Origin of the sequence: Paralimibaculum aggregatum, from assembly GCF_030270585.1 — a bacterium.
GTDB lineage: Bacteria > Pseudomonadota > Alphaproteobacteria > Rhodobacterales > Rhodobacteraceae > Thermohalobaculum > Thermohalobaculum aggregatum.
This window is the reverse complement of record NZ_BSYI01000004.1, coordinates 58255-72912: the sequence shown is the minus strand read 5'-3', so window position 1 is coordinate 72912 and position 14658 is coordinate 58255. Positions and strand designations below refer to the sequence as shown.

Here is a 14658-nt window from a genome sequence, read left to right as displayed (position 1 = left end):
GGCGGCCGCGCGCCATGCGTGCCCCCGCTCATGCCCGCGAGACCATCCTACCACGCGCGTCGATCTCCCAGACCGTCGCCGGGCCGGGGGCGATCCCGCCGCTCCGCTCGACCGCGAGCAGGAGCGCGGCCTCCGGCAGCAGCGCGCGGATCTCGCGCAGCAGCGCCGCCTCGCCATCGGGGTGCAGGTCGGGCGTGACCGCCACCAGCAGGATGCGCGGGCGCTTCAGCAGGCCCCGCAGCAGCGCGATCCGCCGCAGCACCGCCGCCGGCACCGCCCCCGCCGCGACCGGCGCGTCGAGCCCCAGCCGCAGGATCTCGGCACCGAGCCCCTGGGCAGAGATGGCCTGCTCCATCGCCTGGTCGATCCGCCCCCAGGCCGAGCGCCGGTCGAAGCGCCGCCGGGCATGCAGGATGTTCTCCGCGACCGTGCGCGCCGGATGATAGGTCTCGGCATCGAAGGTCGCATAGGCGGGCGAGCCGCGGATCAGCGGCAGCGCCCGGGCCCGGAGCGCGAGCACCCGCGCCTGCGCCGCCGCGTCCAGCACGTCGAGCTTGTCCCGCGTCTGGACGAAATTGGCGGCGAGCCCCATCAGCCATGCCGCCTCGCGGCGCGACGGGGCGCGGCGCAGGTCGTCGGAGCGGGCGAGGATCGCCGCCGCCTCCAGGATGTCCTGCCGGCCGAAGCCCGGAACCCGGTCGAGAATGCCCGAGCCGCTGCCGATCGAGCCGGCGATCTCCGCAAGATCGCGCGCGATGGCCCGGCCGATCTCCAGCAGCAGCCGGTCGGCGCCCAGCCGGCGCAGCAGGCCGCGCAGCGCCGGGTCCTGCAGATAGGCCGCGGGCAGGGCCGCCGGCGCCGTCGGCAGGGCATAGAGCAGGTTGGCGAGCAGCGTGCCGTTGCCGTTGAAGCGCGCCGCGTCCCAGGGCTCGACCAGATCGCCGATCTCGGCCTTCTGCGCCGCCATCTCGTGCCGCAGCCGCATCAGCGGCCCGCTCCAGGCGCCGAGCTCCGCCGCGGTCAGCCGCCGGTCCATCGCCGCCGCCCGCAGATAGGGCGCGAGCCCGAACCGCCCGGCGAGATCGAGGATCCGGGCCTCCAGCGCCTCCGGCCCGGCCACGCCGGCGGCGGCGTGATCGACCCATGGCGCCGCCGCGTCCGCCGCCGGCCCGGTGCCAGGCGCGGCGCCCGCTCCCGTGCCCGCCTCGGTGCCCGCGCGGCGCAGAAGGCCGTAGACGAGGTTCGTCCGGATCGAGCCGGGGATCAGGCCGGGCGCCTCCGGCACCAGCGCCAGCGCCGCGCCGATCGCGCCATGCGGCACGCCCTCGAGGCTGGTGCCGCCGATCGCGACCCGGCCCTGCTCCGGCGGGTCGATGCCGGCGGCGACCCGCAGCACCGCGCCGCGGTTGGCCAGGTTGCCGCCGCGCAGGATCGCGGTGCCGCCCGCCGGCAGCTCGAGCCGCGGGATCGCCGGCCGGTCGAGCGGCGGCTCGGCCGGCACGTCCTCTACCACCAGCGGCCCGTGCAGCGCCGGCCCGGCAGCACCGGCGACGATGCGCCCGGCGAGCATCCCGTCGGCCCGGAAGCCCTCCTGCACGAAGCGGTAGCGGCTGGAGAAATCCGACAGCCGCTGGACATAGCCGAGCAGCGCCCGCCACGGCCCGGCCAGCTCCTTGCAGGCCGCCAGCACCGCGACCAGCGCCCCGAGATCGAGCGCCCCGCGGATCACCAGATAGCCGCCGATCGAGAACAGCAGGAACGGCGTCAGCTGGCTCAGGAAGTTGTTGAGGAACTTGATCGTGTACTTGCGGCGGAAGATCCGCTCGCGGATCGCCGCGTTCTCGCCGAGCAGCCCGGCGATCTCCGAGAGGTGCCAGGGCGCGGTGCCGTGGCTGCGGATCTCCGCGGTGAGCTGGAGCAGCGTGCCGATGCGGTCGGCCAGCGTGCGGGCATTGCCGGCGCGCGCCCGGTTGAGCGCGACGATGCGCGCCTGCAGCACCGGCACGAGGATCGTCTGCACCGGGTAGAAGGCGACCGCCGCGAGGCCGAGCCAGACATCCTGCACGAAGATGAAGCCGAGAAAGACCGCGAACAGCCCGAGCTGGAACACCGGGGTGACGATGACCTCGCCGAAGAAGCCGCCGAGCGGCTCGATCTCGCCCATGATCGACTGGATCGTCTCGCCCTGGCGCAGCGAGCGCAGCCGCTTCATCGGAAACCGCACGACCCGCTCGGTCAGCGCGAAGCGCAGCCGCCGCAGCAGCCGCTCGCCGCAGATGCCGAGCCCGACATTGATCAGCCACTTGATGCCGTTGTTGGCGACCACCAGCAGCAGGAAGGCGATGCTGAGCACCATCAGATAGCCGATGCGCCCGAGCTCGACGCCGCCGAGCCGCACCGGGAAGCTGCCGCCCGAGATCGCCTCGTTGATGATCAGCTTCGGCACCTCGAGCGAGAGATAGACGACCGGGAAGGACAGCGCCGTCAGCAGCAGCAGCAGGCATTGCTCGCGCCGGGAGTGGCGCCAGACGAAGCCGACGAGAGTGCCCTCGCGGTCGCTGTCCATCATCGGGCCATCACCGGGCCATCATCGGGCGCCCATCGGGGTCGCTGCCGCGGATGCCGGCCGGAAGCGCCGGGCGCACCGCGGCTCAGTGCTCGTGGTCGTCGCCGTGCTTCAGCCCGTCGCGCATCTTGGCGGCCGCGCCCATCAGCCGGGCGCGCGCGGTGAGGCGGGCGCGGGCCATCAGGCGCGCCCGGGCCTGCAGCCTGGCCCGGCCCTGCATCCGGGCGCGGCCCTGCATGCGGGCGCGGGTGGCGATCTGGGCCTCGGCGGCATCGACCACCTCGCGCACCCGCAGGTCGTCGCGATCCACGCCGGAGGCCATCTGCAGCGCGTCGCGCTCGCCGTCGTCGATCACCTCGAAACCGTCGAGATTGCCGGCGACGAAATACAGCCGGCCGTCGCTGCCGCGCAGCGTGAAGCCCTCCGCCGCGCCCTGGTCGGCATCCTCCTCGCGCGGCAGCAGGCCGATCGCCTCGCCGATGGTCGCGCTCTCCATCTCCAGCGCGATCGTCGCGGTCTCGAGATCGAGCGGCCAGCGGAAGAACTGGTCCTCGGCGCGGTCCCGGCCGAACACCCAGGCGATCTCGGCGGGCGTGGCCCGGTCCGGGTTGTCGGGCAGGAGGATCATCACCGGGGCCGGGAAGACCTCGCTCTCGCTCCCCAGCCGGCAGCCATGGACCATCGCCGCGACCGCCCCCTCGGCCTTCGCCCCGGCCAGCGTCTCCTGCATGCGCCGCGACAGGGCGGCCCGGGCGAAGCTGAAGCCCCGCACCTTCCGGCCATAGAGCGTGGTGGTCAGGTCGTCCGGCATGTCGGCGACGCCGAACTCCTCCGCCGCGCCGTCGCCGCTGCCGGCAGTATCCTGATCGACCGTGCCATAGGGCGGGGCGGGTGCCGGAGCCGCATCCTCGTCGCTGCCATTCGTCATCTTCCGCGTCCCTCCCATCAGAATGCCGGGCCATACCAAATCAAGACAAATACCGATCCGGGATTTATTCCTCGAACAGCCGCCCTCACATGTCCGCAATTATACCACGCCAGGCGAAGCACTCGCGGATATTTTCCGTGTAGCGGCTGCCGGACAGTTCGCGGTCGCTGATCAGGAAACAGCGGCTGACATCGCCGAAATGCAGGTTCTGCGGCCGCAGCCGGTGCCATGACCGGGCCAGCCGCAGCCCGAGCATGTCGCGCGCATCGCGGATCGCGCGCCGGAACAGCGCCGGGTCCTGCAGATACCTGGCGCGGATGCGGGCGCGCTCGGCGGTATCGAGATCCTCGACCCCCTGCACCTCCCGCAGCAGCGCCGCCTCGGCCGGCGTCACCACGCCCAGCGCCACCAGCCGGGCGATGAAGAACTCGACGCCGATATCGAAGAAGGCGCCGGTCAGCGGCTGGCCGAGCTCGTGGATCTGGTGCCCGGTCAGCTGGTCCGGCGGCTTGCCGCGATAGGCGAGATCCGGCAGCCGCAGCGCGTTCGAGGCGCTGCGGATCTGCCGCGTGCCCGAGAGCTCGCCGATCCGGTTGAGCTCGTTCTCGGCATGCAGATCGCCCTTGGTGCGGCGCAGGATGTGATCGACGAAGCTCTCGAAATGCAGCGCCGAGACGATCGCCACCAGATCCGAGGCCGACTCGTGGAAGGCCAGGTAGTCGGTCGTGAGCGTCCCGACCGGCGGAATGCCGGCGATCGCGAAGACCAGCCCGTGCCCGACCTCGTGGGCGATGATGTCGAAGTTGAGCGCGAAGGGCCGCATGACGCCGGCATCGTCCGCATCCTCGCCGCATTCGCAGTAGCCGCTGCCGAAATGGGCGTTCCTCCAGGGCACATGGGCGATCAGCTCGAGCCGCGGAAAGCTCATCTGGAAATGCCAGGGCACCGGGCCGCCGGAATAGACCTCCCAGATGTCGAGCACCCGCCGGATCGAGCCGAACATGTGCACCGCGAGGAACGCCGGGCTGTCCGGGGCGACATGGTCGAAATGCCCGTCCGGCCCGGGCATGGCCGGCGGATGGACGGGCCCGCAATAGGGCGGGCAGTCCTCGTCGAGATAGGGCCGCTTGGCGATCGGGGTCAGCGCATACATCCGCCGGTCGGACGGCCCGGGAGCGAGGCTGCCCCTCGGCGAGGACAGCCAGACCGTCTCCGGCTCGCGAAAATCCTCGAGCACGGGAGACTGGGGATGGAGCCGGAACCGCGTGCCGCTGCCTTCGAAATACGCACTCAGGGAAAACGACATGGCGGCTCCTCCGCTCGCCCTCCCAGCCTAGGTGACGTAACGTCCGTGCGCAATCTCCCAGAGCAGCGTGCGCTCGAAGCGGAACCGCGGCGGCGGCGCAGGCGGCGGCCCGGCGGCGAGCAGGGCGAGCAGGGCGAGGGCGTCGCGGCGCTTCTGCCAGACGGCGCCCTCCGGCAGCCGGCGCTCGAGCGCCGCGACCGCCCCGGCCGGGATGCCGGCGCCGCGGCAAGCCGCCAGCGCGCGCGCCCAGGTGCGCTCCTTGTAGAACAGCGCCTTGATCGCCGCGGCCATCGCCCGGCAGGTGCCGAGACCGATCGCGCCGTCCTCCGCCGCGGCGGCCAGCGTCGCCCGGATATCGACCATCGCGACCGTGGAGACCGCCTCGAGCCCGGCCGGCCCGTGCACCACCGCAACCTCGTCGTCGTCCTCGAAGGGCGTCTCGAAGGGCGCGAAACGCCCGCTGCGGTAGCTCTCGTAGATCCGGCCGTGGCCGCGCATGCCGAACTGCGCCAGCTCCGCCGCCCTCAGCGCGCCCATGCTGGCGGCGCCCCAGACATCGACGCCGGCGCCGAGCGCCCAGAGGATCTCCTTGTGCCAGACCGCGGGGACCTGCTCGAAATACCCGTCGATGACCGCAACGGTATCGGCGCCATGCGCCCGCACCGCGTCCTCGAGCGCGCCGCGGCGCACCGGCGGCAGATACACCGCGTCGAGCACCGCGGCAGCCTCGCCGGCGCCGAGCGTCGGGCCGAGGAACACGCAGACGGTCATCGCGGGCCGTCCGCGAGCAGGGCGGCGGCGCGGGCCCCGGGCACATAGCCGTCGTCGGGCCCCTCGAGCGCGGCCTCGAGCCCCGGCACGACGACGCGCATCACCGGGACCGCGAAGGGCGCGGCGGTCAGCTCGACCGCGACGACCTCGGCAATCCCCACCGCGGCGAGCGCCGCGAGCGCCGCCGCGACATCTTCCGCGAGGCTGTCGGCCTCGCGCCCGGCCACATCCGCGAAGCGCCGGCGCGGCGCCAGCCCGGCCATGATCGCGCGCGCCCTGCGGTGCCGCTCGGCGACGATCTCCGGCGCGTAGTCCTCGGCGGCGATGTCCTCCCGCGCGCCGGCGATATAGGTCAGCCGGGCCTGCGCCGCCTCGGTCAGCGCCCGCGCCAGCGCCACCTCGGGCGCGAGATGCGCGCCGGCGCCGATCTCGGGCGCCCCGGTCTCGCCGCTGGGATCGTCGATCATCGCGAGGAAGGCCGGCACGCCGGTGTCGGAGGTGATGTCCCAGATCGCGAGGTCGATCCGCGCCGCGGCGAACCGCGCGATCAGCGCCCGGCAATGCGGGTCGTCGATGCCCGCCGGGTCGATCGCGGTCTCGCTGCCCCAGCCCTGCGGCCCGAGCTTCCAGAGCGTCTCGGCATCGCGCTCGATCACCTCGAGCAGCGCATGCAGCAGCGCCTCGTCGCGGGTGTTGCCGGAGGCGAGGCCGTTGGTCGTCGCCGTCAGCACGCCCGATTGCGGCGGCTCGGGCAGGGCATAATTGGCATGCACCATCTCGAAGGGCAGCCAGCGCGGGCCGCCCGCCAGCAGCTCCTCGCCCTCGATCCACATGATCGGGCGATAGGGGTCGAACCCGGCCGGATCGGTCAGCGGCAGCCGCTCGACATCGACCAGCGGATGCGAGAAGCGGATCGCCTCGGCGCTGGCGAAGACCAGCGGCGCGTGGATCGCCTCGGCGCAATGCGTCTCGATCGCCTCCATCACCGCCGAGACCCGCGCGGCATCGGCGTCCAGCCCCTTGCCCTGGTAGACCGAGAGCGAGCGCGCATTGGGCCGGCAGGCCTGGAACACCGGGATGCCGATGCGGTCGAGCCCGGTCAGGTTGGCGACCCGGGTGATGCCGAAGACCGGCAGCAGCGGCCGCAGCCGCGCCCAGGTCTCGGCCGGCGTGCAGCTGCGCCGGGTGCCGCGCCGGTAGCGCTTGTCGCCCGTCGGCCCGGGATCGTCCGCCACCATCGCCTCAGCCGCCGAGCCGGGCCAGCGCGGCCCGCGCATCCGCCAGATCGCGCCCGCCGGCCGCCGCCGGGAACCGCGCCAGCACCGGTGCCAGTGCCTCGCGCGCCGCCGCCGCCGCGCCCTGCCGTTCGTGCCATGCCGCGGCGGACTGCGCGTTGCGCAGCGCGAGCGCCAGCGCGCCCTGGCCATGCGCGATCCGGCGGCCGGCCTCGAGCCGCGCCGCGACGGCATCGTGATCCGGCGCGGCGCGGGCCATCTCGGTCTCGGCCTCCTGGCGCTCGATCTCCGCGGCCCAGTAGGTCACGCCCTCGCTGGCGATGATCGACCGGGCCGCCGCGATCGCCCCGGCGGCGCCGTCGAGATCGCCGAGCCGGCGCATCGCCGAGGCGCGCAGGCTGTGGAACAGCGGGAAGTCCTCGTTGGTGGTCACCGCCTCCAGCACCGCGAGCGCGGCGTTCATGCGCCCGAGCCCGGCCCGCAGGTCGCCGGCGCCGCAGACCGCCCAGCCCTCGAAGAACTGCCCCTTGGCGACGTATTCCTCGAGCCGCGCGGTGTCGCCGAGCGCGATCAGCCGCGCCGCCGTCGCGGTCATCGCAGCCGCCGCGCGCAGATGGCAGTGCAGCGTCACCGCGATGTCGAGCGCGTGGAGCAGGCTGCCCTCGTGGCCCAGCGCCTCGCCATGCCGGATCGCCAGCCGGACATCGCCGGCCGCGGCGTCGCCCTCGCCCTTCAGCCAGCGGGTCAGCGCGATCTGGCCGTGGCCGCAGACCTTGCAGTCGTGCCCGCCGAACAGGATGCTCTGCTCGGCCGAGATCTCGGGCCGGTAGAGCGCCAGCCCGCGCGCGGCATGGTCGAGGGTGTCGTCGAGCGCGCCGATCTGGAAGGTGTTGGCCCACATGCAGTGCAGCGCCTGCAGCTTGAACTCCGGGTCCTGCATGCGGTCGGCGACCGCGACGATCCGCGCCGCGCGCCGGCTCATCACCGGGAAGTTGGTCGAGATCCGCCACCAACCCCAGTAGGCCGGGAAATGCCAGCGCGATTCCGGCACCCGCTCGCAGATCCCGATCGCCGTCTCGTAGGCCTCCGCGGTGCTCTCGGCGCCGGGGCCGTCGGCGCTCAGCAGCGCGCCGGCGAGCCGCACCTGCAGCTCCAGCACCGCCGCGGTCTCGGCGGCATCCGGCGCGGCCAGGCGGGTCGCCTCCAGCGCCCGCTTGAAATGGGCCGCCGCCTCCCGGTTGGCGCCGGTCCGGGCGGCGAGCAGCCCGGCATCGCGGTAATGCGCCGCCGCCTCGGCATGGCGCCGCGCGCCGAAGCAGTGCCAGGCGAGGATCTCCGGCGCGGCGTCGCCGGCGCCGGGCGGGCGCGACTGCAGCCAGTCGACGAAGGCGCCGTGGAGCAGCGCGCGCCGGCTCTTCAGCAGGGTCTCGTAGGCCGCCTTCTGGAACAGCGCGTGGCGGAACTGGAACCGGGTGCCCGAGCGGTCGGGCTCGAGCACCGTGGCGTCGAGCAGGCGGCCGAGCCCCTCGTCGACCCGGTCGGCGCTCCGCTGCATCACCGCGGCCAGCGCCTCGGCCGTGACGATGCGCCCGAGCACCGCCGCCGCCTGCGCCAGCGGCTTGGCATCGCCCAGCGAGTCGAGCCGCGCCGTCAGCAGGTCCATCAGGGTGCCCGGCGTCGGCATCTCGGCGGCGATGTCGCGCATCCTGAGCCGGCCCTGCGAGACCTTCACGAGATCCCGCTGGATCAGCATCCGCGCCATCTCCTCGACGAAGAGCGGCAGCCCGTTGGCCAGCGCCGCGATCTGCGCGGTCAGCGCCCGGTCGGGCGGCACGCCCCCGGCGACGCGCCGGACGATGCCGTGGCAGGCGTCCTCGTCGAGCCCCGACAGCGCGACATTCATCGCCGAGCGCCGGCTCCAGGGAAAGCGCCGGCCGGTGCGCGTCATCACCAGCATCAGATGGTCCGGGTCGCCATGCCCGGCGCGCAGCGCGCCGTCGATCATCTCGAGCGTCGAGGGGTCGATCCAGTGCGCATCCTCGAGCACCACCAGCAGCGGCCGCGCGCGCCCGGCCAGATACCGGCGGAAGGCCGCGAAGATGTCGGCCCGGAGATCGGCGGCGTCGCCGCGGTCCTCGAGATGGTGCAGCGCCGAGCGCCGCAGCGCGAGGACCGCCGCGCGGAACCCCTCGCCGGCGCAGCCCTGCGCGGCGAACCAGTCGAGCAGCGCCGCCTCGCGCGCCTCGCGGCCTGCCGCACCGGCGGGCAGGTGGTGCCGGTCGAGCATCGACCAGAGGCTGCTGAACGGCGCCTCGCGGTCGGCGATGGCACCGTTGAAGAGCATCAGCTCGGGGCCGGATGGCGCGAGATCGTGCAGGAAGCGCCGCAGCAGGCCCGACTTGCCGACCCCCGGCTCGCCCTCGACCGTGACGATGCCGCCACGGCCGGTGGCGCGATGGGTCTCCCATGTCCGGTGCAGGAGGCCGAGCTCGAAGGCGCGGCCGTAGATCTCCGGCGCGGCGCCATCGGCATCCGGCCGGGCCGCCCGCCGGCGCGGGCCGAGGCCATAGACCTTGACCTCGCCGGAGACCCCCTTCAGCCGGTGCGCGCCCATCGGCGTCACCTCGAAGGCATCGCCCAGCCGCCGCCGCACCTTGTCGCTGATCACCACGCCGTTGGTCGGCGCCAGCTCCTGCAGCCGCGCCGCCACGTTGGGCAGCGCGCCGACGACCGAATGCCGGTCCCGCGCCTCGCCGCTGCCCATCTCGCCGACCAGCACCATGCCCGCATGCAGGGCGACGCGCACGTTGATCCGCGCCGGCATCCGGGCCGAGATCTCGCCGTCGATGCGCGCCGCCTCGGCGACGATCCGGCGCGCGGCATCGGCGGCGCGGATGGCGGCGTCCTCGAGCGCCATCGGATAGCCGAAATAGGCGAGCACGCCGTCGCCGAGATAGTTGGCGATCATCCCGTCATGGCCGGTGATCGCCGCGGCGCAGGCCTCCTGGTAGCGGCGCAGCACCTCGCGCATGTCCTCCGGGTCGAGCACCATCGAGAGATTGGTGGAGCCCATGAGATCGGAGAACATGATGGTCAGCATCCGGTGCTCGCCATCCGCCGCCGGGGCCGGCCCGTCGGCCTGCTGGGGCGCGCCGCAGCCGCGGCAGAAGCGGTCGGCGGCATCGAGCTCGGCGCCGCAGGAGGCGCAGCCCGGCGCCGCCTTCCTCCCGCAGGAGGGGCAGAACCTGGCGGCAGCCGGGAGCGGGCAGGAACACTCGCGGCAGATGCGTTGGGTGGCACTCAACTCGTTCGCCCCGCGGGCCGGTTTCGCAGCGTCAAGGAAACCCCGATCCCGGGGGCAAGGCAAGGCGCCAGTTCGCCGGAGCGGGCGGCGGCAGCGGCCGGGCGCGGCGGCCCGCGCGAGCCCCGCCGCCGCGGGCGGCGCGATCCAGCCCGCCGCCGGCGGCGCCGGGCGTCAGACCACCCAGTAGCCCTCCGCGATGTTGGGCTCGGTGAGCAGCAGGTTCTCGGCGCTGTCGGCAAAGGCCAGCAGCAGCTGGTTCCGGTCAAGCGTGCCGTTGGCCAGGATGCCCTGCCAGAAGGCCAGCCCCGGCCCGTCGGGCTCGCGCTGCAGCACGTTGCGATAGAGCGTCTCGGCATAGGTGTCGTCCGGGATGTCGGTGCCGTATTTCTCGGCGAACTCGGGGGAGCTGCGGAACGCCTCGGCGAGCGCGGTGAGGCTGAGCCCCTCGTTCACCGTGTCCCAGAAGCGCAGGCCGCCTTCGTCCGGCACCCGGGCATAGCTCGCCTGGTAGATCCGGTAGAGCTGCTGCGTCGGCGCGTCGAAGGCCAGGTCGTAGAGCAGCGTGCCGTCGGCGAGCGCGATGCGCTCGACCCCGATCAGCGTGTCGACCGCGCCGCCGGGCTTGGCGACCGTGACCGCGCCGCCGGGCATCAGGTCGGGCGTGTAGTCGCCGCGCGGGCCGGCATAGATGATGGTGTCGGTGCCGGCGCCGGCCTCGACCGTCATGGCGCCGGCATCGCGCAGCGTGACCTCGTCGTCGGCATCGGTCAGCAGCAGGGTCTCGATCGAGAGCAGCACGTCGTCCTCGACCTCGCCGGTGCCGAGCCGCGCGCCGGTCAGATCCAGCGCGACGCCGGCCGCGCGCCCGGCATAGCTGGCGGTGTCGGTGCCGGCGCCGCCGTTCAGGATGTCGGCGCCCGGGCCGCCGAGCAGCAGGTCGTCGCCGCCGCGCCCGTAGAGCTCGTCGTCGCCCTCGCCGCCGTCGAGCGTGCCGCCGAAGATGCCCGAGGTGAGCCGGTCGTCGCCCTCCAGCCCGTGCAGCGCGCCGGCCCAGGCGCCGAGATCCATCTCGTCCGCCGCCTGCCCGCCGCGCTGCGCGATCTCGTGCGGGCCGTCGAGGCGGACCGCGCCGGGGCCGGAATTGTAGCGCTCGGACGCGACCACCACCCAGACCCCGCCATACTCGCCGACGGCCATCACCGGCTTCCGGGTCCCGACATAATAGGTCATCTCCGCGAGGAACCCGAAATCCGCCTGCAGCGCCGCGAAGGCGCCCTCCGCCGTGCCGTCCTCCGGCTGCACCGCGAAGATGCGGAACTCGGTGGTCGGGTTGCGGTCGACCCCGCCGAACCAGATATCCACCGCCGAGCTGCCGATGGCGTAGAGCTCGCCGAAATTATCGAGCGCCGTGACCTCGCCGAAATCCAGCAGGCCGTTGTTGTGCACGATGTCCCAGGCGGTGCGGTTGGCGAGGGCGGAGAGCTTCACGTCGGGATGCAGCGTGTTGAGGAACCCCTCGGGCGTCAGCGTCTCGATCATGTCATAGAGCGCGAGCTCCGGGGCGCTGGTCTCGTCGCCGTTGAAATACGCCTCCAGCGGGCGGTAGATCTCCGGCCGGTCGGTGGCGCCGATGCCGGAACCGAGGCCGATCAGCGCATCCGCGTCGGGCGGCTCGGCCTGGTCGGGATGGGTGGTGAGGCCCGCCGCGGCGCCCTCCGCCAGATAATGCGCATAGGCCGAGGCGAGCTCGCCGCGGGTCAGCGCCTCCGCCACCGCGGGGTTCTGCGCGAGGTAGTAGCCGGCATCGAAGGCCGGCCCGCCGGAGAGATCCTGCCCGGCGAGGGCGTCGGTGATCGAGAGCTCCTCGGCCGCCGCCTCCGCCGCCGCGAGCGCCAGGGCGAGCTGCTGGGCGCCCTCGACCTCGGTCGAGGCCTTCACCTCCTGATAGAGCTGGGCGAGCAGCGGGCGCACGCTGTCGCTCACCAGCGCCGAATAGGTCAGCCCGGAGAGAAATCCCCCCACCGGCCCGAGGATCGGCGCGCCGACGCCGCCCGAGGCCACCGTGCCGGCCGCGCCGCCGGCCCAGACCGCGGCATGCAGCAGCAGCGCATCGGCGATCTGGATGAATAGCTCCTGGCCCTTGTCGTCGGCATTCCAGACCTTCTCGATGCGGATCACCGAGCCGAGCACCCGGCCGCCCCACTTGAACTTGGCGGCAAAGGAACCGAAGCGGGCGGCGAGGTCGTCGGCGCTGTCGGCGGCCTTGGTGAGCGCGTTGATCTCGGCGATCATCGTCGCCTGGTTGATGCCGAGCTGGCGCAGGATGCCGGCGAGCTTGAAGGGCGTGCTGGATTCCGGCGCCTCGACGCCGTCCACCGCCTTCAGCCGCAGCTTGTAGGTGCCGAAGAAATCGCCGCTGACATCGTCCTCCTCCACCGTGAAGCTGTTGGTGCCGGGGCCGAAGCTCTTCTCGAAGGTCCGGACATTGTCCGGAAAGCGCGGGTTGAAGAGCTCGAAGGTGACCCGGGCCTGCGTCTCGGTGTTGTTGGCGAGGGTGAAGTAATGCGCGTCGTTTTCCCCGCTCGCCATGAAATCGCTGGCCAGCACGGTGCCGAGCGCCCTGCCGTGGATGTCGCCGAGCCGGTGCACCCGGTGATTGTCGAGCACCACCTCCTCGTAGAACTCGGTCCAGAACCACGGATCGCCGATCGCCGGGGGCTGGTCGATCGGCGCCAGCGGGCCGACCGCGACATTGTCGATGACGACGCCGTTCTCCTCGAAGTCCTGCGGATCGATCACCACGCGGAAGATGCCCTCGCGCAGCGAGCCGTCGTCGGACACCTCGATCTCGATGCGCTCGTGCACGTCGCCGCCGGGGGTGACGATGCGGCGGATCTCCTTCAGGTCCTGGTCGAACACCGAGATCACCACGCCGTTGGGGTCGTTGAGCTGGCCGATGTCGAAGGCCAGCGAGGTCACCGGCTTGGCGAGCTGGATCAGGCTGTCGGTGCCGAAGCCGCCGCGGCCCGAGAGCGCCGGCGAGCTCGCCGTGGCGCCGTCGATGGCGATGACGCCGCCGAAGCTGATCCGGTTTCCGCCGTCGAGGGCATAGGCCGGATTGACCGTGCCGATCGGGGTGGTGTCTTCGCCGAAGGTGATGTTCATGTTGCCGTTTCCCGAGTGACCATCATCGAACCCCCCGCTTCCGCTGTTACGCGGGGCAGGCACGGATTTCCGGAATCCGCGTGATGACGCCGGGTCACTGTAGCGCATTCACCACGAATCGGCGATTGCCCGGCGGTTTGTCGGCATCCGCGGGCACTCCGGCGGCCGGCATGGCGATGGCTGCGCCGCCTGGGCCATGCGGTGGCCGGCGCCGGCGGCAGTTCGGGGCAGATCGGGGTGCATTGCAGGACCGCCGCGAGCGCAAATCCCGTTTCAATATGAACGGCTTGCCGGGCAGGCGGCTGTTGCAGAGCAGCAAATGTCGCATCCGGCTGTTGTAATGTCGTTTTGTGCGGTTAGTATCGCCGCTGCCGGATCGGGCGGGCAGGGTGCCTCCGCCCGCGACGCCGGCAGGCGTGCGCGCCCGCGTCTCCGTCCCGGGCAGGGGCTGCGGGGCGCGGCCGGCCGGCGCCGCCTGCATGCCCGGCGCCGGGCGCGCGGGCCCGCAGCCGGGCCGGGAGAATTGCCGAACGGGTTCCGTGTCCGGAGCCGATCCACCGCATGCCGGCCCGCAGCAGCCCGGCAGAACACGACGCCTGCGCCGCCCCGCGGCGGACCGGCGCCGGGACCTCGGAGGGGACCGAAGCGATGCCAGCCATGAGCGCGAACACCGCGCGCGCCCTCGACCGGCAGAGCCGCAGCGCGCGGCCGCCGGGCGAACGCGCGACCGGTCCCCGCGGCGACGGCATCCCGTCATGCGCGGCGAAGCGGGACGGGCCGTTCGGCCGGGCGGCCCGCGCCGGGGGCGAGGCGCGGCCCGGCAGCGCCCCGCCGCGCGCCCGCCGCACCGCCCGCACCAGCGCCCATCCGGAGATCGCCGGGCCGCGGGACGACATTGGCCGGGCCGGGAGCCGCGGGGCGAGGCGCTCCGGGCGCCGCCGCGTCGTGCCCGGCGTCATCGAGACCAATCCCAAGCCCGGTGCCAGCCCCAGCCCGGTCCGGAGCCCGGACGCGACCCTGCCGCCCTTCCGGCGCGCGGCGATGCCGGCCGGGGCCTTTCGCGCGCTGAAGCCGGGCGGGCGTGTCGTCCTCGCCGCGCCGTGCCGGGCCGGCGTGCCGGCGGGTGCGCTCCGGCCCCTCCGCAACCGCCACGGCCCGCCGCGCCTCTGCCGCGAGGCGGTGCAGGCGCCCGGCTTCGGGGTGCCGGCGCCGGCGGCGATGGCCGCGCAGCCGCGCAGGCATTGCGGGAGGCGGCGCGCAGGCCCCGGTGCGGCCCATGACGGGCGGCGCGCGGGCGGCGCCCCGGCCGGGTATCGCGGCAGGATGATGCGCGGCCCGGGCAGGCGGGGAGAGGCGGCCGATGCCGCGCCGCTCGCCCGGGGC

The 14658-nt window shown here is 73.5% G+C and carries 7 protein-coding genes; all 7 read right to left on the bottom strand.

Annotation, left to right across the window (positions count from 1 at the left end; genetic code table 11):
- Positions 1-28: 28 nt before the first annotated feature.
- A complete protein-coding gene (locus QSJ97_RS03515) occupies positions 29-2569 on the bottom strand; it encodes an ABC transporter transmembrane domain-containing protein (RefSeq protein ID WP_285670168.1) in 2541 nt (846 codons plus the stop codon).
- 82 nt (positions 2570-2651) lie between these two features.
- A complete protein-coding gene (locus QSJ97_RS03510) occupies positions 2652-3494 on the bottom strand; it encodes a hypothetical protein (RefSeq protein WP_285670167.1) in 843 nt (280 codons plus the stop codon).
- An 85-nt stretch (positions 3495-3579) separates the two neighbouring features.
- Entirely contained in the window at positions 3580-4800 is a 1221-nt protein-coding gene (locus QSJ97_RS03505; protein ID WP_285670166.1) for a gluzincin family metallopeptidase, read from the bottom strand.
- A 27-nt stretch (positions 4801-4827) separates the two neighbouring features.
- Entirely contained in the window at positions 4828-5571 is a 744-nt protein-coding gene (locus tag QSJ97_RS03500; protein ID WP_285670165.1) for a TfuA-like protein, read from the bottom strand.
- On the bottom strand, positions 5568-6848 hold the full coding sequence (locus QSJ97_RS03495; protein WP_285670164.1) for a YcaO-like family protein: 1281 nt from the start codon (positions 6846-6848) through the stop codon (positions 5568-5570). The genes QSJ97_RS03500 and QSJ97_RS03495 overlap by 4 nt, the downstream gene beginning before the upstream one ends.
- Complete coding sequence (locus QSJ97_RS03490) at positions 6814-10110, bottom strand: ATP-binding protein (protein ID WP_285670163.1); 3297 nt, start codon at positions 10108-10110, stop codon at positions 6814-6816. Before QSJ97_RS03490 ends, QSJ97_RS03495 begins: the two co-directional genes overlap by 35 nt.
- A gap of 171 nt (positions 10111-10281) precedes the next feature.
- Entirely contained in the window at positions 10282-13275 is a 2994-nt protein-coding gene (locus QSJ97_RS03485) for a DUF4214 domain-containing protein (protein ID WP_285670162.1), read from the bottom strand.
- Positions 13276-14658: the final 1383 nt, after the last annotated feature.

Bases quoted from the DNA above. Each gene is read 5' to 3' on its own strand.
- QSJ97_RS03510 (WP_285670167.1), bottom strand. From the start codon at position 3,494: ATGACGAATGGCAGCGACGAGGATGCGGCTCCGGCACCCGCCCCGCCC.
- QSJ97_RS03505 (WP_285670166.1), bottom strand. From the start codon at position 4,800: ATGTCGTTTTCCCTGAGTGCGTATTTCGAAGGCAGCGGCACGCGGTTC.
- QSJ97_RS03495 (WP_285670164.1), bottom strand. From the start codon at position 6,848: ATGCGCGGGCCGCGCTGGCCCGGCTCGGCGGCTGAGGCGATGGTGGCG.
- QSJ97_RS03515 (WP_285670168.1), bottom strand. From the start codon at position 2,569: ATGATGGACAGCGACCGCGAGGGCACTCTCGTCGGCTTCGTCTGGCGC.
- QSJ97_RS03500 (WP_285670165.1), bottom strand. From the start codon at position 5,571: ATGACCGTCTGCGTGTTCCTCGGCCCGACGCTCGGCGCCGGCGAGGCT.
- QSJ97_RS03485 (WP_285670162.1), bottom strand. From the start codon at position 13,275: ATGAACATCACCTTCGGCGAAGACACCACCCCGATCGGCACGGTCAAT.